Origin of the sequence: Pseudomonas sp. B21-023 (assembly GCF_024749165.1) — a bacterium.
In the GTDB taxonomy this organism is placed as follows: domain Bacteria; phylum Pseudomonadota; class Gammaproteobacteria; order Pseudomonadales; family Pseudomonadaceae; genus Aquipseudomonas.
The window spans coordinates 1-20,101 of sequence record NZ_CP087190.1 but is presented as its reverse complement, the minus strand read 5'-3'; the positions used below and the strand labels follow the sequence as shown (position 1 = coordinate 20,101).

Sequence of the window (20,101 nt, the reverse complement as noted above, 5' to 3'; positions counted from 1 at the left end):
AGAGGGCGAGGCGAATCGGGTATACTCCCGCTCTTTACATCCGCATCCCCAGATACAGGTGAATTTCGTGAGCCAGCCTACGCCAGCCGTGCGTACCTTCCAAGACCTGATCCTCGCCCTGCAGAACTACTGGGCAGCTCAAGGTTGTGTGGTGCTTCAGCCCTACGATATGGAAGTAGGCGCCGGCACTTTCCACACCGCTACCTTCCTGCGCGCCGTGGGCCCGGAGACCTGGAACGCCGCCTACGTGCAGCCCAGCCGTCGCCCCGCCGACGGGCGGTATGGCGAAAACCCCAACCGCCTGCAGCACTACTACCAGTTCCAGGTGGTGCTCAAGCCAAACCCGGCGAACTTCCAGGAGCTGTACCTCGGCTCGCTGAAGGCCATCGGCATCGACCCGCTGGTTCACGACATTCGCTTCGTCGAAGACAACTGGGAATCGCCAACCCTCGGCGCCTGGGGCCTGGGCTGGGAAATCTGGCTGAACGGCATGGAGGTGACTCAGTTCACTTACTTCCAGCAAGTCGGCGGTATCGAGTGCTACCCGGTCACGGGTGAAATCACCTACGGCCTGGAGCGCCTGGCCATGTACATCCAGGGCGTGGACTCGGTCTACGACCTGGTGTGGGCCGACGGCCCGTTCGGCAAGGTCACCTATGGCGACGTGTTCCACCAGAACGAAGTGGAGCAGTCGACCTACAACTTCGAGCACGCCAACGTCGAGAAGCTGTTCGAACTGTTCGATTTCTACGAAAGCGAAGCGAACCGCCTGATCAAGCTGGACCTGCCGCTGCCGACCTACGAAATGGTCCTGAAGGCCTCGCACACCTTCAACCTGCTGGACGCCCGCCGCGCCATCTCGGTGACCGAGCGCCAGCGCTACATCCTGCGCGTACGTACCCTGGCCCGGGACGTGGCGCAAAGCTATCTGCAAGCTCGCGCACGCCTGGGCTTCCCGATGGCCACCCCTGAACTGCGTGACGAAGTGTTGGCTAAGCTGGAGGCTGCACAATGAGTGCTCAAGATTTCCTGGTTGAACTGGGCACCGAAGAGCTGCCACCCAAGGCCCTCGCCACGCTGGGCGACGCTTTCCTCGCCGGCATCGAGAAAGGCCTGCAGGCCGCCGGCCTGAACTACACCGGCAAGCATGTCTACGCTGCACCGCGCCGCCTGGCCGTGCTGATCCGCCAGCTGGACGTGCAGCAGCCGGACCGCAGCATCAACATCGACGGCCCGCCCCTGCAGGCCGCGTTCAATGCCGAAGGCCAGCCAACCCAGGCCGCCCTGGGCTTTGCCAAGAAGTGTGGCGTCGAACTGTCGGACATCGACCAGAGCGGCCCGAAGCTGCGCTTCTCCCAGCACATTCCGGGCAAGGCCACTGCCAGCCTGCTGCCAACCATCGTCGAGGATTCACTCAACGACCTGCCGATCCCCAAGCGCATGCACTGGGGCGCCAGCCGTGAAGAGTTCGTGCGCCCGACCCAGTGGCTGGTGATGCTGCTGGGCGATCAGGTCGTCGACTGCACCATCCTGGCCCAGAAAGCCGGCCGTGAATCCCGTGGCCACCGCTTCCACCACCCGGAAAACGTACTCATCACCACCCCGGCCAACTACGTCGAGGACCTGCGCAAGGCCCACGTGCTGGCTGACTTTGCCGAGCGTCGGGAGCTGATCAGCAAGCGCACCGCAGAGCTGGCCATGCAGCAGGAAGGCACGGCCATCGTGCCGCCGGCGCTGCTGGACGAAGTGACCGCCCTGGTCGAGTGGCCGGTGCCGCTGGTGTGCTCGTTCGAGGAGCGTTTCCTCGAGGTGCCGCAGGAAGCGCTGATCACCACCATGCAGGACAACCAGAAGTACTTCTGCCTGCTGGACAGCGAAGGCAAGCTGCTGCCGCGCTTCATCACCGTGGCCAACGTCGAGAGCCGCGACCCCAAGCAGATCGTGCAGGGCAACGAGAAGGTCGTGCGCCCGCGCCTGACCGACGCCGAGTTCTTCTTCAAGCAAGACAAGAAGCAGCCCCTGGAAAGCTTCAACGAGCGCCTGAAGAACGTAGTGTTCCAGGCTCAGCTGGGTACCGTGTTCGAAAAAGCCGAGCGCGTCTCCAAGCTGGCCGCCTTCATTGCTCCGTACATCGGTGGCAGCGCCGCCAACGCTGGTCGTGCCGGCCTGCTGTCCAAGTGCGACCTGGCCTCGGAAATGGTCGGTGAGTTCCCGGAGATGCAAGGCATCGCCGGCTACTACTACGCCCTCAACGATGGCGAGCCGGAAGACGTCGCCCTGGCGCTGAACGAGCAGTACATGCCGCGCGGCGCTGGCGCCGAGCTGCCGCAGACCCTCACCGGTGCCGCCGTGGCCATCGCCGACAAGCTCGACACCCTGGTCGGCATCTTCGGCATCGGCATGCTGCCCACCGGCAGCAAGGACCCATACGCCCTGCGCCGTGCCGCCCTGGGCGTGCTGCGTATCCTGATCGAGAAGCAGCTCGACCTGGACCTGAATGTCGCGGTCGAGTTCGCGGTCAAGCAGTTCGGTGCCAAGGTCAAGGCCGCCGGCCTGTCCGAGCAGGTACTGGAGTTCATCTTCGACCGCCTGCGCGCACGCTACGAGGACGAAGGCATCGACGTCTCCACCTACCTGTCGGTGCGTGCCCTGAAGCCGGGCTCGGCGCTGGACTTCGACCAGCGCGTGCAGGCCGTGCAGGCCTTCCGCAAACTGCCGGAAGCCGAAGCCCTGGCGGCAGCGAACAAGCGCGTGTCGAACCTGCTGGGTAAAGCCGAAGGTGCCATCGCCGACCAGGTCGAGCCGAAGTACTTCGACAACGCCAACGAGTTCTCCCTGTACTCGGCCATCCAGCAGGCCGACCAGGCCGTGCAACCGATGGCAGCCGCGCGCCAGTACAGCGAAGCCCTGGCCCGCCTGGCCGCCCTGCGTGACCCGGTCGACGCCTTCTTCGAGGCGGTGATGGTCAACGCCGAGGACGCCAAGGTACGCGCCAACCGTTATGCCCTGCTCAGCCGCCTGCGCGGCCTGTTCCTGGGCGTGGCCGATATCTCGCTGCTGGGGTAAGTCGTTGAAACTGCTGATTCTTGATCGAGACGGAGTGATCAACCACGACTCCGACGCCTATATCAAGTCGCTGGAGGAGTGGGTCCCCATTCCCGGCTCGATCGAGGCTATCGCGCAGTTGAGCAAGGCGGGCTGGACAGTGGCCGTGGCCACTAACCAGTCCGGTATTGCCCGCGGCTACTATTCGCCGGAAACCCTCGAGGCCATGCATGCGCGCCTGCGCGCGCTGGTGGCCGAGCAGGGTGGCGAGGTCGGCCTGATCGTGCATTGCCCGCACGGCCCGGACGCAGGCTGCGAATGCCGCAAGCCCAAGCCCGGCATGCTGCTGGCGATTGCCGAGCATTACCAGGTGCCCCTGGCCGGCGTGTGGTTCGTTGGCGACAGCAAAGGTGACCTGGAGGCGGCCCTGGCCGTCGATGCACAACCCGTGCTGGTTAAAACCGGCAAGGGCGAGAGGACCCTGGAAAAAGGCGTCCCGCAAACTACACTGATTTTCGACGATCTGGCGGCTATCGCCAGAGAAATTATTTAAATGAGTGCGCCTGGAGTGGCGCACTTTTCATTAGGCGGGCACGCCCCGCAACGGTACATGCCACTATGTCGATCCTGCAGGCGATCAGAATCTTTCTTTTTTACCTGCTGTTGGGCACCAGTTCGCTACTGTGGTGCTCGCTGAGCTTCTTCGTCGCGCCCTTCCTGCCGTTCCCCAAGCGCTACAAGTTCATCAACGTGTACTGGTGCCGCTGCGCATTGTTTTTGGTGCGCACGGTCCTGGGCATCGACTACAAGATCACCGGTGCCGAGAACGTGCCGAAAGTACCTTGCGTGATCCTGTCGAACCACCAGAGCACCTGGGAAACCTTCCTGCTCTCCGCATATTTCTCGCCGCTGAGCCAGGTGCTCAAGCGCGAACTGCTGTATGTGCCCTTCTTCGGCTGGGCCATGGCCATGCTGCGGCCGATCGCCATCGATCGCAAGAACCCCAAAGAGGCACTGCGCCAGGTGGCCAGCCAGGGCGACGAGCTGCTCAAGCAGGGCACCTGGGTACTGATCTTCCCCGAAGGCACCCGCGTGCCCCATGGCCAGATCGGCAAGTTTTCCCGCGGCGGTACAGCCCTGGCGGTCAACGCCGGGCTGCCGGTACTGCCGATTGCCCACAACGCCGGCAAGTTCTGGCCGCGTGAAGGCTGGGGCAAGCGCCCGGGCACCATCGAGGTGGTAATCGGTGAACCGATGTATGCAGTGGGCACTGGCCCACGTGCCATCGCCGAGCTGAACGACCGCGCCCAGGCCTGGAACGAAGCGACCCAGCGTGCCATGGGTTCGCTGCCGCCGCTGGCGGAAAACCCGGAGCAGCAGCCAGCCTGACGATCTGTGGATAACTTGTTAGCAAGTTTTGCATGGATGATCGTCAAGATATGCTAAGTGATTGAATTAGCTGTTTATTTCCATGTATGACGTTTTTGCGAAAATCGTGCATAAGTTTTTTCGCGCTATAAAAAAACCGGCTTTTACGCCGGTTTTTTTATGCCCGTGAAGCCGCAGGCTGGGGCCGCTTGGCGGCCCTTTCGCTGCGGTTCGTCGCCACGACAAGCCAGCTCCCACAGGTACGCGTAATCTCGAAAACTGCGCGGTGGGGTGGGAGCCGGCTTGCCGGCGAAAGGGCTGCAAAGCAGCCCCGGCCACCTCAGACCTTATCGATATCCACGTCCTTGGTCTCTTTCAGGCAGAAGATCCCCACCACCAGGCTCACCCCAGTAATCAGCACCGGGTACCAAAGCCCATAGAAGATATCCCCGGTATACACCACCAACGCGAACGATACCGTTGGCAGGAACCCACCGAACCAGCCGTTGCCGATGTGGTAGGGCAGGGACATCGAGGTATAGCGGATTCGCGTCGGGAACAGTTCGACCATTACCGCCGCCAGTGGCCCGTAGGTCATGGTGGCGATCAGGATCATGGCAACGATCAACACCACCACCATCACCTGATTCACATGCGCCGGGTCCGCCTTGGCCGGATAGCCAGCCGCTTCGATGGCGCTGCGCATGGCCGCCTCGTCGAAGCCGTTGATGGTCTTGTCGCCGATACTCACCTGCACTTCGCTGCCGGCAGCCTCGACCGAGCTGTAGGGCAGGCCCTGTTTGACCAGGAAGGTCTTTACCTTGTCGCAGGGGCTGTCGAAGCGGGCCTTGCCCACCGGGTCGAACTGGAAGGTGCAGCCCTGCGGGTTGGCGCTGACGACGATGGGCGCTTCTCGGCTGGCGGCGTCGATCTGCGGGTTGGCGTAATGGCTCAGCGCCTTGAACATCGGGAAGTAGCACACGGTGGCCAGCAACAGCCCGACCATGAGGATTGGCTTGCGCCCGATGCGGTCCGACAGCCAGCCGAAGAACACGAAGAACGGCGCGCCGATCACCACGCTGATGATCAACAGGGTATTGGCCTGGGCCGGGTCCATCTTGAGCATCTGGGTCATGAAGAACAGCACATAGAACTGTGCGGTATAGAAGGTCACCGCTTGCCCGGCGTTGATGCTGAACAGCGCGGTCAGGACCACCTTCAGGTTCGGCCAAGAGGTGAACGACTCGCGGATCGGCGACTTGCTTATCTTGCCCTGGGCTTTCATTTTCACGAACGCCGGCGACTCGTGCATGCTCATGCGGATCCAGGTGGAGATCGCCAGCAACACGATCGACAGCAGGAACGGCAGGCGCCAGCCCCAGGTCTCGAACTGATCACCACTGATGTAGCGGCTGGCCAGGACCACGATCAGCGACAACAGCAGGCCGAGTGTGGCGGTGGACTGGATGAAGCCGGTGTGGAAACCGCGCTTGCCGGGCGGCGCGTGTTCGGCCACGTAAGTGGCCGCGCCGCCGTACTCGCCGCCCAGCGCCAGGCCCTGGAGCATGCGCAGCACCACCAGGATGATCGGTGCGGCAATGCCAATGCTGGCGTACGTGGGCAGCAGGCCCACCGCGAAGGTCGACAGGCCCATCAGCACGATGGTGACCAGGAAAGTGTATTTGCGCCCAATCATGTCGCCGAGCCGCCCGAACACCAGGGCACCGAACGGGCGCACCAGAAAGCCCGCAGCAAAGGCCATCAAGGCGAAGATGAACGCCGTGGTGTCGTTGACCCCTGCAAAGAACTGCTTGCTGATCACCGCCGCCAGGGCGCCATAAAGAAAGAAGTCATACCACTCGAACACTGTCCCGAGGGATGACGCGAAAATGATCTTGCGTTCCTCACGGCGGCTGGGGCTGCTCGCCGCCGCGCCCTGTTCCTGGATGTAATCCGACATCGTTGCTGTCCTCGGCCCTGGGGCCACAGTGATTATTCTTGTTGTTCCACTGCCGGCAGCTGCTGACCTCGCGCTGCCGCTGTTGCACACACCCGGGTCAGGGCGTCGGTATCGCGTTGCTGTCGCTGAGGTTGGTCTGGGTGTTGGCTCCCTTGAGAATCAGTTGTGCCGCCTTTTCGGCAATCATCAACGTGGGTGAACAGGTATTGCCGGAGACTATCTGCGGCATGATCGAGGCATCCGCCACACGCAGGCCCGGAATGCCGTGCACGCGCAGCTGGTTATCCACAACATCGAGCGCACCGCTGCCCATGCGGCAGGTACCTACCGGGTGGAAGATGGTGGTACCGATCTGACCGGCGGCTTGGTGCAACGCTTCCTCGCTCTGCAGGGCAGGGCCGGGCAGGTACTCGCGGGGCTCGAAGGCGGCCAGGGCTGGGGCCTGGACGATGCGCCGGGTAAGGCGGATGGCGTCAGCGGCCACACGCAGGTCCTCAGGGGTGCTGAGGTAGTTGGGGTCGATCAGCGGCGCGGCGTTCATGTCCGCCGAGCGGATATCGATTCGACCTCGACTGGCCGGGCGCAGGTTACATACCGACGCGGTGAAGGCCGGGAACCGGTGCAGCGGCTCGCCGAAGCGCTCCAGCGACAAGGGCTGGACGTGATACTGAAGGTTGGCGGTCGCCTGCTCGGGGCTCGAGCGGGCAAAGGCTCCCAGCTGGCTTGGCGCCATGGCCAGCGGGCCACTGCGGTCGTAGGCATAGCGCAGGCCCATGCCCAGCTTACCCCACAAGCTGTTGGCCATCTGGTTAAGGGTGCGTGTGTTCTGGATCTGGTAGATCAGGCGCAATTGCAGGTGGTCCTGCAGGTTGCCGCCGACGCCAGGCATGTCGTGGCGCACGGCGATGCCCAACCCTTCGAGCAGTTTGCGTGGGCCGATCCCCGAGCGCTGCAGGATGCCGGGCGAACCGACCGAACCTGCGCAGAGAATAATCTCGCGGCGTGCCGCGAACTCATGCCATGCACCTTGCCACAGTGCCCTTACAGCCCGGGCGCGTGTGTTGCCGAGCACAACCTGGTCGACCTGCACGCCGGTCAGCACAGTCAGGTTTGCTCGCTTGAGGATGGGCCTGAGAAACGCCTTGGCCGAGTTCCAGCGCACTCCATTGCGCTGGTTGACCTGAAAGTATCCACAGCCGGCGTTGTCGCCCGTATTGAAGTCGTCGATCCTGGCGATGCCGCTTTGTTCGGCCGCGTCGCGAAAGGCATCGAGGATCGGCCAGCTGTAGCGCTGCTGCTCGACCCGCCATTCACCGTCGGCACCATGGCTGTCGCTGGCACCGGCATAGTGGCTCTCGCTGGCCTTGAACAGCGGCAGCACATCCTTCCATGCCCAGCCCTCGTTGCCTTGCTCGGCCCAAAGGTCGTAGTCGGCAGCCTGGCCGCGCATGTAGATCATGCCGTTGATGGACGAACAGCCACCCAGCACCTTGCCCCGCGGATAGCCCAGGGCACGCCCGTTCAGCCCAGGCTGGGCCTCGGTCTTCATGCACCAGTCGGTGCGTGGATTGCCGATGCAGTAAAGGTAACCGACGGGGATATGAATCCAGGGATAGTTGTCACGCCCGCCCGCCTCGAGCAGCAACACCCGGCAGGATGGGTCGGCGGACAAACGATTGGCCAGTAGGCAACCGGCGGGACCGGCCCCCACGACCACATAGTCGTAGACAGAATCGGCTGATGGCATGTGCAACCTCGCGCCTGATTATTATTCTTGTCCCGATCCATCTTATTGATTAATTTCGCGGAGGAAACACGAGATTTCGCGCAGCCGTTGTGCGTTTTAGCACAGCGCCGGAGTAATGATCGGCGCAAATCCTGTAGGAGCGGCTTCAGCCGCGATGCAGCCTCCGCGGTGCTTGGCATCCGCTGCGCGGATGATCGCGGCTAAAGCCGCTCCTACAGTGAATCGACGCCAATGAACAGCCAAGGGATCAGCATGTTCGACTGGAACGATCTGCGGTTTTTCCTCGAGTTGCAGCGTAGCGGCCGCCTGCTCAGCGCCGCCAAGCGCCTCAACACTACCCACAGCACCGTCGCCCGGCATATCGAGAGCATCGAGAAGCACCTGGGCACCGCGCTATTCGTGCAGCACGCCCAGGGCTATGAACTCACCCCCTCCGGCCAGGCCCTGCTCAAGCACGCCGAAGCCATGGAGAACGTTGCCCTGCTTGCGCAGGAAGAAATCACCCAGGCCATCACGCCGCTGGGCAAGATCCGCCTTGGCGTGACCGAAGGCATCGGCATCATGTTCTTCACTCCGCGCATGAAGGCACTGTTCCAGCGTTACCCAGGGCTGGAGGTGGAACTGGTGGCGGTGCCGCGGTTCGTCAGTATCCTCAACCGCGAAGCCGAGATCAGCATTCACCTGGAACGGCCCAACGCCGACCTGCTGATCACCCGCAAGCTCACCGACTACCGTCTGGCCCTGTACGCCAGCCAGGACTACCTGAATCAGGCGCCGTCGCTCAACACCCGCGAAGATCTGGCCCGGCACAACTGGATCGGCTACGTCGACGACCTGCTGTTCAGTCAGGAACTGCTGTTCCTCAACAGCTTCTGCCGCGCGCCCAACGTGGTGTTCAGAAGCACCAGCGTGATCGCCCAGCAGCACGCCGCCCAGGCCGGGCTGGGTATCGCCGTGCTGCCCAACTACATGGCCCGACACGATCCGAAGCTGGTACGCGTACTGCCCAGCGAGACCATCCAGCGCAGCTACTGGATCTGTACCCGCCGCGAGCTGCACAAGTCGGTGCGCTTGCGGGTGGTGTGGGATTACCTGCTGGCGCTGTGCGCCGCCCAGCAGGAAGAATTGCTAGCCGAGTAGTGCCTTGCCGGCGAGCAGCACGGCGGCGCCGCAGCCCACCATGGCGAACAGCTGCTGCAGGCGCGGACCGGCCAGCTTGCTCGCCAATGGCCGCGCCAGCAGCAAACCCAGCACCGCCCCTGCAGCGAACGGTGCACCGACCCTCCAATGCATCACGCCCGCCACGCTGGCGCTGACCACACTGCCAGTGGACACCAGGGCGATCACCGCCAGCGAAGTGGCGACGATGCTTTTCATGTTCAGGTTGGTGTAGCGGTTCAAGGCCGGAATGATCACGAAGCCGCCACCGACGCCCAGCAGGCCAGACAGCAACCCCGACAATATTCCGGTAAACGCCAGCGCGCGGGCGCAGGGGAGAGTCCAGCGCAAGCGCCCCTGCAACGGGTTGAGCACGCAAGGCATGATCTCCCGTTCGCCGCAAGGTGACTCGCCGCGCAGCTCTCGTGCTGCCTTGCGCCAGATTCGCAAACAGGCATACACCAACACCCCGGCGAAAACCAAGGCCAAAGGTAGGTTGGGCACACGGTGAGCGAGCATCAGGCCCAACGGCGCGCAGGCAATCCCGATCAGCGCGATGAACAGGGCCGCCCGGTAGCGCACCAGCCCCTGGCGCAGGCCGAGCACTGCACCGACTGCCGCCGCCAACCCCACGGCCAGCAGGCCGATCGGGGCCGCCTCGACCATGCTCAGCCCCAGGCCAAACACCAGCAGCGGTACCGCGAGGATACCGCCACCGGCGCCGGTCAACGCCAACACCGCGCCAATGATCGCGCCAAGCCCGGCGCCCAGCAGTTGTTGCTCGATCACTGTTGCGCCTCGACCACCAAGGGTTGCGGCCGGGCCAGCCACTCGCGGCCCTTGAGCATGGCTTTCCAGTACAGCGGCGGCAGGATCTGCGCCTTGAGCAGCCAAGCCAGGCGGGTTGGCCTGCGGCCATCGAGCAGCCAACGCGGGAAGCTCGGTGCCAGCTTGCCGCCGTAGGTGAACTCGGCCAGGACGATCTTGCCACGCTCCACTGTCAGCGGGCAGGAGCCATAGCCATCGTATTGCGTGAGGGTCGCGAGCCGACCAAGCGCCACCAGCACATTGTTGGCCACCACCGGTGCCTGCTTGCGGGCGGCGGCGGCGGTCTTGGCGTTGGTGGTGTTGGCCACGTCGCCCAGAGCATGGATATTGCCAAACTGGCGATGGCGCAAGGTATGCGGATCGACATCCACCCAACCCGCCGCGTCAGCCAGTGGGCTCTGGCGGATGAAATCAGGCGCCACCTGGGGCGGAACCACATGCAGCATGTCGAAGGCTTCGACGCGGGTCTCGGTAGTGCCATCGGGGAGGGTGCGCACGAACGTGGCACGCTTGTTCGCGCCATCCACCGCCGTCAGGCGATGCTGATAGTTCAGGTCGACGCCGTACTTGTCGATGTAGCTCATCAGCGCCGGCACATAGTCCGGCACACCGAACAGCACCGCGCCGGCATTGAAGAAGCTGGCCCTCACGTTGCCCAGGTGGCCGCTGCGCAGCCAGTGGTCACACGACAGGTACAGCGCCTTCTGCGGCGCTCCGGCGCACTTGATCGGCATCGGCGGCTGGGTGAAAAGGGCGCGCCCCTGCTTGAGGTCCTGCACCAGTTGCCAGGTATAGGGTGCCAGGTCATAGCGGTAGTTGGAGGTGACACCGTTGCGCCCAAGGGTCTCACTCAAGCCTTCGATGGCATTCCAATCGAGCTTCAAACCCGGGCAGACCACCAGCTGTTCATAGCTGACAGCGCGACCACCCTCGAGCAGCACCAGTTGGCCCTGGGGATCGAAGCCGTCCACCCGCGCCTTGATCCAGCGCACATCGCGGGGCAGGGTGGCGGCCATGGTGTGGGCGGTACTCGACGCCTTGAACACACCGGCACCGACCATGGTCCAGCCTGGCTGGTAGTAGTGCACATCGGCAGGGTCGATCAGGGCAATATCCAGCGACGGATCACGGGCGATCAGGCTGGAGGCGGTGGCGATACCGGCGGCACCTGCGCCAACGATCACCACCTTGTGGTGGTCGGCACGGGAGGAATCGGCAGGGGACAGGGCAGGCATGGCGGTGTTCCTTGGAAATCTCGTTATGGGTACGGCGTGGCTTACAGCTTGTTCAGCGGGATCTTCAGGTAGCTCACACCGTTTTCTTCAGGTTCGGGGAATTGCCCACTGCGCATGTTGATCTGCACCGACGGCAAGATCAGCACGGGCATGTCGAGGGTCTTGTCACGGGCTTCGCGCATCTGCACGAAGCTGTCTTCGCTGACCCCTTGATGAATATGGATGTTGTCGGCGCGTTGCTCGGCCACGGTGGTGACGAAGCGCAGCTCACGGCCACCAGGCAGGTAGTCGTGGCACATGAACAGCCGGGTCTGGTCCGGGAAGGCGAGCAGCCGACGGATCGACTTGTACAGGGTTCTTGCGCTGGCGCCCGGGAAGTCGCAACGGGCGGTGCCATAGTCGGGGGTGAACAAGGTGTCGCCGACGAACACGGCAGTCTCGCCCGCATCCTCGACCATGTAGCTCATGCATGCCGGGGTATGTCCAGGGGTGTGCAGGGCGCGGGCATGCAGGTTACCGATGCGAAATCCTTCTTCATCTTCGAACAGGACGTCGAACTGGCTGCCGTCACGAGCAAAACCCGGCTCGGCGTTGAACAGGGTGCCAAAGACTTTCTGAACCTGGGTGATCTGCGCACCGATCGCGATGCTGCCGCCCAGCCGCGCCTTGAGGTAGGCTGCCGCGGATAGATGGTCGGCGTGCACATGGGTATCCAGAATCCATTGAACCTTGGCATCCAGCGCCTCGACGCGGGCGATCAGCTTGTCCGCCGAGCTTGTGCAGGTACGCCCGGACTTGGGGTCGTAATCCAGCACGCTGTCGATCAGCGCGCATTGCCGCGTCTCGCCATCCATGACCAAGTAGCTGATGGTCCAGGTCGCCTTGTCGAAGAACTCTTCAACGTGAAGGTTGTTGCCGATGATCATTGCACTCTCCAGTTATCCCAAGCCTCCTTGAAGGCATAGGCAGTTGAAGGTGCTTTATCAAGATGCATGCCAGCCTTTCAGATAGACGCCTTCCCCCTGTAGGAGCGGTCTCGTGTGGTGAAGGGCGAGCAGCAGCCCTCATTCCAGCAACCCACAGGTGACAGTTCCTGGCAGTCGACTGTCAGCCGATGGCAGTGATTGGCAGTCCTTGCTACGCTCGCCAGGTCCTCCATTTGGTGCTGTCATGCTAGCCGCTTCCCATCCCGCGATCATCGCGCTGGTGTCCTACCTTGAACACGATGTGCTGCCCAGCATCGTGCTGGACACCGACTACAACATCCTCGCCGCCAACGCCGCCTACCGTCGCCAGTTCGGCAACGCGGAACACGCGCCAATCGGCGATAAGTGTCATCGGGTTTCCCATCACTACGCCGTTCCCTGCGACCAGGCGGGTGAGCACTGCCCGCTGCGAAAATCGCTGGACAGCAAGGTGCCCGAGCGCGTCCTGCACATCCATCACACACCACGTGGGCCGGAACATGTAGATGTGGAACTGCGTCCGATCCTCGACGGCGAGGGCAGGGTGGTAGCGTTCGTCGAGCGGCTGACCAGCGTCACCCTGGCATCGGCACAACCTCAACAACAGGGCTTGGTCGGCCGGGCTCCGTCCTTCAAGAGCGCCGTTTCCAGTCTGCAACGTGCCGCCCCCGCGCAGATCCCGGTCCTGCTCCAGGGTGAATCCGGGACGGGGAAGGAGCTTTTCGCACGGGCATTGCACCTGGGCAGTCCCCGGGCCAATGGCCCCTTGGTGGTGGTGGACTGCACCGGGCTGACCGAATCACTGTTCGAGAGTGAGTTGTTCGGCTATGAGAAGGGGGCTTTCACCGGCGCGACCCAGCGCAAGATCGGCCTGGCCGAAGCGGCTCACGGTGGAACACTGTTCCTCGATGAGATCGGTGAGGTGCCGCTGGCCATGCAAGTGAAGTTGCTACGTCTGATCGAATCCGGAAGCTTCCGTCCGGTCGGCAGCACGCGCACGGTCCATTCAGACTTCCGTCTGGTCTCAGCCACCCACAAGCCATTGAAGGAGATGGCCGTTGAAGGGACCTTCCGCGAAGACCTCTACTACCGCATCAGCGGTTTCCCGATTCGCCTGCCATCGCTACGCGAAAGAGTCGAGGATTTGCCGTTGCTCTGTGAGAGCCTATTGCAACGTATGGCCGGCAAGCACGCGCCCAAGGTTAGCCCCGAGGCACTCGAACGCCTCGTTCTTCATACCTTCCCAGGCAACATTCGCGAGCTCAGAAACATACTAGAGCGGGCGCGATTGTTTGCTGATGATGGACTTATTCGCCCGGAGCATCTCCCGGAGGAGATCCATTCGACTACAACGCAGTCTGTTAACCGCAGACGCGGAAGGAACAAGATGGCGGATCTGGCCCATGCCTTGGAAACCTTTAACGGTTCTCGAAGTGAGTTGGCTGAACATCTTGGGATGAGTGAGCGTACGTTGTACCGTCGACTAAAGGCCTTGGGGATTTCGTAGTTCCACGTGGAACATTCGTGAAGGCAAAAAAAAGCCAATCCCTGGGGATTGGCTTTCTGTTACTGCCCGCTTATCAGAAGTCCAGGTTCGACACCGACAGCGCGTTACTTTCGATGAAGTCGCGACGCGGCTCGACTGCATCACCCATCAAGGTGTTGAACAGTTGGTCGGCGGCGATGGCGTCCTCGATAGTTACCTTGAGCATGCGGCGCACAGTCGGGTCCATGGTGGTTTCCCACAGCTGGTCCGGGTTCATCTCACCCAGCCCTTTGTATCGCTGGATGGTGTGGCGCTTGGTGCTCTCGTTCATCAGCCAGTCGAGGGCTTCCTTGAACTCGGTGACCGCCTTGCGGCGCTCACCGCGCTGAACGTATGCACCTTCACCCAACAACGTACCGAGTTTTTCGCCGAGGGCGACGACGCTGCGGTAGTCATTGCTGCCGAAGAAATCACGGTTGAAAGTGACGTAGCTGGCCAAGCCGTGGGAGGTGGTTTCAACCACCGGCAGCCAGATATTACGTTCCTTGTCCTCGTGCAAGTCAGCCTTGTAGGCCAAACCAGAACGCTGGCTGTTGTCCAGGCGCTGCTGGAACGCCTTGAGCCAATCATCCATCTGCGCCTTGTCAGCCAATTGCTCGACGGTAACTTTTGGCAGGTAGATGAAGTTCTCGGTCAGCTCTTCCGGATACAGGCGCGACAGACGCTTCAGCGTTTTCATCACACCGCGGAACTCGTTGACCAGTCCTTGTAGCTGAACACCAGAGACCGCAGGCGCTGCTTCATCCAGGTGCAGGCTGGCATCTTCCAGGGCCGATTGGGTCATGTATTCTTCCATGGCCTCATCGTCCTTGATGTACTGCTCCTGCTTGCCTTTCTTCACCTTGTACAGCGGTGGCTGAGCGATGTAGATGTAGCCACGCTCGACCAGCTCCGGCAGTTGACGGAAGAAGAAGGTCAGCAGCAGGGTACGGATGTGCGAACCGTCGACGTCAGCATCGGTCATGATGATGATGTTGTGATAGCGCAGCTTGTCGATGTTGTACTCTTCGCGCCCGATGCCACAGCCCAGTGCGGTGATCAGCGTGCCAACCTCCTGCGAGGAGATCATCTTGTCGAAGCGTGCCTTCTCGACGTTGAGGATCTTACCCTTCAGCGGCAGGATCGCCTGGGTGCGACGGTTGCGGCCTTGCTTGGCCGAACCACCCGCGGAGTCACCCTCCACCAGGTACAGTTCGGAAAGGGCAGGGTCTTTCTCCTGGCAGTCGGCCAGTTTGCCCGGCAGACCAGCGATATCCAAGGCACCTTTACGACGAGTCATCTCGCGTGCTTTACGCGCCGCTTCACGGGCACGTGCGGCATCGATCATCTTGCCGACCACGGCCTTGGCCTCGTTGGGGTTTTCCAACAGGAAGTCGGCGAAGTACTTGTTCATCTCCTGTTCCACGGCGGTCTTCACCTCCGAGGAAACCAGCTTGTCCTTGGTCTGCGAGCTGAACTTCGGATCCGGTACCTTGACCGAAATGATCGCGGTCAAGCCTTCGCGAGCGTCGTCACCGGTGGTGGCAACCTTGTTCTTTTTCGCCAGGCCTTCCTGCTCGATATAGCTGTTCAGGCTACGGGTAAGCGAGGAGCGGAAGCCGACCAGGTGGGTACCACCATCGCGCTGGGGAATGTTGTTGGTGAAGCACAGCAGGTTTTCGTTGAAGCTGTCGTTCCACTGCAGGGCAATTTCAACACCCACGCCATCTTCACGCTGGACGTTGAAGTGGAAGACCTGGGAGTTGACCGGAGTCTTGTTGGTATTCAGGTACTCAACGAAAGCACGCAGGCCACCCTCGTACTTGAAGAACTCTTCCTTGCCGCTGCGCTCATCCTTCAACAGGATACCGACGCCGGAGTTCAGGAACGACAGCTCGCGGATACGCTTGGCGAGGATGTCCCAGCTGAAGTGGATGTTCTTGAAAGTTTCAGCCGAAGGTTTGAAGTGGATGTGGGTACCGGTGGTTTCGCTGTCACCCACCACCGCCATAGGCGCTTGGGGCACGCCATGGACGTAGGTCTGTTCCCAGATCTTACCGCTACGACGAACGGTGAGCACCAGCTGCTCCGACAAAGCATTCACTACCGAGACACCTACACCGTGCAGACCGCCGGACACCTTGTAGGAGTTATCATCGAACTTACCGCCGGCGTGCAGCACGGTCATGATGACCTCTGCTGCCGAAACGCCTTCTTCTTTATGCACATCGACCGGAATACCACGGCCGTTGTCACGAACGCTGATGGATTCGTCCGGATGAATGATGACGGTAATGTCATCGCAATGCCCGGCCAGGGCTTCGTCGATCGAGTTGTCGACCACCTCGAACACCATGTGGTGCAGGCCGCTGCCGTCATCGGTGTCGCCAATGTACATGCCGGGACGTTTGCGTACGGCATCCAGCCCTTTCAGCACTTTAATGCTGGAGGAGTCGTACGTTTGATTTTCGCTCATGCCTTCACTCCCGATGGTCGTGGGTCTGGGTGATACGGCCTTGTTCCACGTGGAACAAGGCAACTGGCGTTTCCGTCTGCCAGCCTTCCCTCAGAAATTCGTGGTCTACACAGGTGATGAACACCTGGCAGTTCAATTCTTCAAGCAAGCGGCACAGGGCGCGGCGGTGCTGCTCGTCCAGCTCGGACGGCAAGTCATCCACCAGATAAATACACTGACCGCGACGAACCTGGCTGACCAGGTGCCCCTGTGCAATGCGCAGGGCGCAGACCACCAACTTCTGCTGCCCACGCGAAAGAATGTCGGCCGCATTGTTCGCGCCCAATCGAAGGCGCAGATCAGCACGCTGTGGCCCGGCCTGGGTGTGGCCCATCTGCTGATCGCGAAGTAGGGAGGCCGCGAGAACTTCATTGAGTTCCCGGTCCTTGTCCCAGCCTCGGTAGTAGCTCAGGGTCAGCCCGTCCAGTTCGACCAGTTCGCTCAGGGTCTGCTCGAAGACAGGCTTCAAGGCCTTGATATAGTTGCGACGGTATTCATCTATCTCCGCACTGGCGAGACATAACTCTCGATCCCAGGCGGCTTGCGAAACGGCGTCCAGTGTACCATGCCGGAGCCATGAGTTCCGCTGCCGCAGGGCCTTCTGCAGGCGCTGCCAGGTGGCCATGAAGCGGGGTTCCACGTGGAACACGCCCCAATCGAGGAACTGTCGGCGCACTTTGGGCGCACCTTCGAGCAGCCGGAAACTGTCCGGATTGATCAACTGCAACGGCAGCATCTCTGCCAGTTGCGCGGCGCTGCGCGCATTCTGTCCGTCGATGCGAATGGTGAAATCCCCTTGGCGCTCCCGCGACACACCAAGGTTGCTCATACCGCCCTCAGCCAACTCGACCTGGCCGAACACCGTGCAGGTCGGCTGATCGTACTGGATCACCGGGTTTAACCGGGTGCTGCGGAACGAGCGCGCAAGACCGAGCAGATGCACAGCTTCGAGCACGCTGGTCTTGCCGCTGCCGTTGGCGCCGTAAAGGATGTTGATGCGAGGGGAGGGTGAGAGGGTCACCGGGTGCAGGTTGCGCACCGCGGTGACCGAGAGACGTCGAAGGGACATGTCGCCTGCTACGGGTTACAGACGCATCGGCATGACAACGTAGGACGAGTCGTCATTGCCGGCTTCCTGCAACAGGGCGCTGCTGTTGGAGTCCGACAGAATCAGGCGCACCTGCTCTGTAGTCATCACACCCAGCACGTCCAGCAGGTAGCTGACGTTGAAACCGATCTCCAACGAGCTGCCGTTGTAGTCGACGCTGATCTCTTCTTCCGCTTCTTCCTGTTCCGGGTTGTTGGCCTGGATTTTCAGTTGGCCAGCGGCCAGTTGCAGGCGAATGCCGCGGTACTTCTCGTTGGACAGGATCGCGGTGCGGCTGAACGCTTCGCGCAGTGCCTGACGGTCGCCGATCACCAGCTTGTCGCCACCTTTAGGCAGAACGCGCTCGTAGTCCGGGAACTTGCCGTCCACCAGCTTGGAGGTGAAAGTGAATTCACCGGTGGTGGCACGAATGTGATGCTGGCCCAGAACGATGCTGACCATGCCTTCCGGGTCTGTCAGCAGGCGCGCCAGCTCCAGGATACCTTTGCGCGGCACGATGACCTGATGACGATCAGCTTGGTCGATCGGTGCCTGCATCGCACACAACGCCAAGCGGTGTCCATCGGTGGCCACAGCACGTAGGGTGCCGGGGGATACTTCCAGCAGCATGCCGTTGAGGTAGTAGCGCACGTCCTGCTGGGCCATGGCGAAGCTGGTGCGTTCGATCAGGCGGCGCAGTTTGCTCTGCTCAAGCTGGCAGGTCAGCGAGCCTGGGCCTTCTTCCACGGTCGGGAAGTCATTGGCCGGCAAAGTGGAAAGGGTGAAACGGCTGCGACCGGCCTTGACCAGCAACTTCTGCTCGTCGACCTTGATGTCGATCAGCACATCGCTGGGCAGGCTCTTGCAGATGTCCATCAGCTTGCGCGCCGGGACGGTGATCTCGCCCGGTTCAGCCGGTTCTTCCAGCTGTACGCGGCCAACCAGTTCGACTTCCAGGTCGGTACCGGTCAACGACAGCTGCTGGCCTTGCACGACCAGCAGGACGTTGGACAGAACCGGCAAGGTCTGGCGGCGCTCGACGACGCCTGCGACCAGTTGCAGGGGTTTCAACAGGGCTTCGCGTTGAATGGTGAAATGCATGGTCTAGTCCCTTGCCTTCAAATAGCTGCGCAGACGGTCATCAGGTCGTCAGCGTACGCAGCAGGTTCTTGTAGTCCTCGCGGATGTCCGCGTCGGATTCCTTCAATTCATTAATCTTGCGGCAAGCGTGCAACACGGTGGTGTGGTCGCGACCGCCGAACATGTCGCCGATCTCCGGCAGACTGTGGTTGGTCAACTCTTTCGACAACGCCATCGCTACCTGCCGTGGCCGCGCCACCGAGCGCGAGCGACGCTTGGACAACAGATCGGAGATCTTGATCTTGTAGTACTCGGCCACCGTGCGCTGGATGTTATCCACACTGACCAGCTTGTCCTGCAGCGCCAACAAGTCCTTGAGCGACTCGCGGATCAGCTCGATGGTGATGTCGCGGCCCATGAAGTGCGAGTGGGCAATCACCCGTTTCAGGGCGCCTTCCAGTTCACGCACATTGGAGCGGATACGCTGGGCGATGAAGAAGGCGGCATCGTGCGGCAACTCGACCTTGGCTTGGTCGGCCTTCTTCATAAGGATGGCCACACGGGTTTCCAGCTCCGGTGGCTCGACGGCGACCGTCAGCCCCCAGCCGAAACGCGACTTCAGGCGCTCTTCCAGGCCTTCGATTTCCTTCGGGTAGCGGTCACTGGTGAGGATCACCTGCTGGCCACCTTCGAGCAGGGCGTTGAAGGTGTGGAAAAACTCTTCCTGCGAGCGCTCCTTGCGGGCGAAGAACTGAATGTCATCGATCAGCAGCGCATCGACCGAGCGGTAGAAACGCTTGAACTCATTGATCGCGTTCAGTTGCAGCGCCTTGACCATGTCGGCCACGAAGCGCTCGGAATGCAGGTAGACCACCTTGGCATTCGGATTCTTTTTCAGCAGGTGGTTACCCACAGCGTGCATCAAGTGGGTCTTACCCAGGCCCACGCCCCCATAAAGGAAGAGCGGGTTGTAACCATGCTTGGGGTTGTCGGCGACCTGCCAGGCCGCGGCGCGGGCCAGCTGGTTGGATTTACCCTCGACGAAGGTCTCGAAGGTGAAGGTACGGTTCAGGTAGCTGGTGTGCTTCAAGGCACCTTCGACCTGCACCGTGCGCTGCTCGGTACGCCCGTTGGCCTTCGGGGCCGTGGTGGTGTCGCTCATGCTGTCGAAGCTGTCGCGGCTCGAGGGCTCTTCGACCTCGGCGGCCTGAGTTGGCTCGACCGCTGGAGTGTTCGCATGCTGAACCGCAGCCACCGAAGGCTGCACCTGCGTCTGCTGCGCAAGGGTTGCGGCAACGGCGGCGCTGACAGGTGCGTTGGGGGCAGCACGCGCTGCGGAACTGCGACGGCTGCCTATCAACAAGGAAAGCGCGGGAGCAATGCCGCTGCCCTGTTCACCCAGCAGTTCGAGCAGGCGGCCAAGGTACTTCTCGTTGACCCAATCAAGCACGAAGCGGTTGGGCGCATAGACGCGCAACTCGTCGCCTTCGGCTTCGACCTGTAGCGGACGGATCCAGGTGTTGAATTGCTGGGCAGGCAGTTCATCGCGCAGAAGCTCCACGCACTGCTGCCAAAGTTCCACTGACAC

At 61.8% G+C, this 20,101-nt stretch carries 15 protein-coding genes; 6 read left to right on the top strand and 9 right to left on the bottom strand.

Annotation, left to right across the window (positions count from 1 at the left end; genetic code table 11):
• Positions 1-67 precede the first annotated feature (67 nt).
• From glyQ to LOY42_RS00060, 4 genes are all read left to right on the top strand, one after another.
• Positions 68-1,015, top strand: a complete 948-nt coding sequence (glyQ, locus tag LOY42_RS00075) for a glycine--tRNA ligase subunit alpha (protein ID WP_023629852.1) — start codon at positions 68-70, stop codon at positions 1,013-1,015.
• Entirely contained in the window at positions 1,012-3,066 is a 2,055-nt protein-coding gene (gene glyS, locus LOY42_RS00070) for a glycine--tRNA ligase subunit beta (protein ID WP_258599657.1), read from the top strand. The genes glyQ and glyS overlap by 4 nt, the downstream gene beginning before the upstream one ends.
• A gap of 4 nt (positions 3,067-3,070) precedes the next feature.
• Positions 3,071-3,598, top strand: coding sequence for a D-glycero-beta-D-manno-heptose 1,7-bisphosphate 7-phosphatase (gene gmhB, locus LOY42_RS00065; RefSeq protein WP_139674706.1), 528 nt, complete (start codon positions 3,071-3,073; stop codon positions 3,596-3,598).
• 65 nt (positions 3,599-3,663) lie between these two features.
• Complete coding sequence (locus tag LOY42_RS00060) at positions 3,664-4,434, top strand: 1-acyl-sn-glycerol-3-phosphate acyltransferase (RefSeq protein ID WP_102683373.1); 771 nt, start codon at positions 3,664-3,666, stop codon at positions 4,432-4,434.
• 319 nt (positions 4,435-4,753) lie between these two features.
• Here the strand turns inward: LOY42_RS00060 and LOY42_RS00055 are convergent, their stop codons facing one another.
• Positions 4,754-6,373: an MFS transporter gene (locus tag LOY42_RS00055; protein ID WP_139674709.1), complete on the bottom strand. Its 1,620-nt coding sequence runs from the start codon at positions 6,371-6,373 to the stop codon at positions 4,754-4,756.
• A 97-nt stretch (positions 6,374-6,470) separates the two neighbouring features.
• Positions 6,471-8,120, bottom strand: coding sequence for a GMC family oxidoreductase (locus LOY42_RS00050; RefSeq protein ID WP_139674712.1), 1,650 nt, complete (start codon positions 8,118-8,120; stop codon positions 6,471-6,473).
• Between the two features lie 252 nt (positions 8,121-8,372).
• On the opposite strand from LOY42_RS00050, the gene LOY42_RS00045 reads away from it, so the two are divergent.
• Entirely contained in the window at positions 8,373-9,260 is an 888-nt protein-coding gene (locus tag LOY42_RS00045) for a LysR family transcriptional regulator (protein WP_102683375.1), read from the top strand.
• Here LOY42_RS00045 and LOY42_RS00040 read toward each other — a convergent pair.
• The 3 genes from LOY42_RS00040 to LOY42_RS00030 are packed head-to-tail and all read right to left on the bottom strand — an operon-like array spanning position 9,249 to position 12,267.
• Positions 9,249-10,067 carry a sulfite exporter TauE/SafE family protein gene (locus LOY42_RS00040; protein WP_139674714.1) on the bottom strand — a complete coding sequence of 273 codons (819 nt, stop codon included), beginning with the start codon at positions 10,065-10,067 and terminating at the stop codon, positions 9,249-9,251. The two genes, LOY42_RS00045 and LOY42_RS00040, sit on opposite strands and share 12 nt — an antisense overlap.
• Complete coding sequence (locus tag LOY42_RS00035) at positions 10,064-11,341, bottom strand: FAD/NAD(P)-binding oxidoreductase (RefSeq protein ID WP_139674717.1); 1,278 nt, start codon at positions 11,339-11,341, stop codon at positions 10,064-10,066. The genes LOY42_RS00040 and LOY42_RS00035 overlap by 4 nt, the downstream gene beginning before the upstream one ends.
• Before the next feature lie 41 nt (positions 11,342-11,382).
• Positions 11,383-12,267 (bottom strand): MBL fold metallo-hydrolase, encoded by an 885-nt coding sequence (locus LOY42_RS00030; RefSeq protein WP_139674720.1) that lies wholly within the window; start codon positions 12,265-12,267, stop codon positions 11,383-11,385.
• A 244-nt stretch (positions 12,268-12,511) separates the two neighbouring features.
• On the opposite strand from LOY42_RS00030, the gene LOY42_RS00025 reads away from it, so the two are divergent.
• Positions 12,512-13,813, top strand: coding sequence for a sigma-54-dependent Fis family transcriptional regulator (locus tag LOY42_RS00025; RefSeq protein WP_198754083.1), 1,302 nt, complete (start codon positions 12,512-12,514; stop codon positions 13,811-13,813).
• Between the two features lie 73 nt (positions 13,814-13,886).
• On the opposite strand, the gene gyrB is transcribed toward LOY42_RS00025, so the two are convergent.
• Genes gyrB through dnaA form a run of 4 tightly spaced genes read right to left on the bottom strand, consistent with a single transcriptional unit; the run spans position 13,887 to position 20,101 of the window.
• Complete coding sequence (gene gyrB / locus LOY42_RS00020) at positions 13,887-16,307, bottom strand: DNA topoisomerase (ATP-hydrolyzing) subunit B (protein ID WP_102683380.1); 2,421 nt, start codon at positions 16,305-16,307, stop codon at positions 13,887-13,889.
• Between the two features lie 4 nt (positions 16,308-16,311).
• Entirely contained in the window at positions 16,312-17,415 is a 1,104-nt protein-coding gene (recF, locus tag LOY42_RS00015) for a DNA replication/repair protein RecF (RefSeq protein ID WP_094010826.1), read from the bottom strand.
• A 15-nt stretch (positions 17,416-17,430) separates the two neighbouring features.
• Complete coding sequence (dnaN, locus tag LOY42_RS00010; protein ID WP_102683381.1) at positions 17,431-18,534, bottom strand: DNA polymerase III subunit beta; 1,104 nt, start codon at positions 18,532-18,534, stop codon at positions 17,431-17,433.
• A gap of 40 nt (positions 18,535-18,574) precedes the next feature.
• Positions 18,575-20,101 (bottom strand): chromosomal replication initiator protein DnaA, encoded by a 1,527-nt coding sequence (dnaA, locus tag LOY42_RS00005; protein ID WP_102683382.1) that lies wholly within the window; start codon positions 20,099-20,101, stop codon positions 18,575-18,577.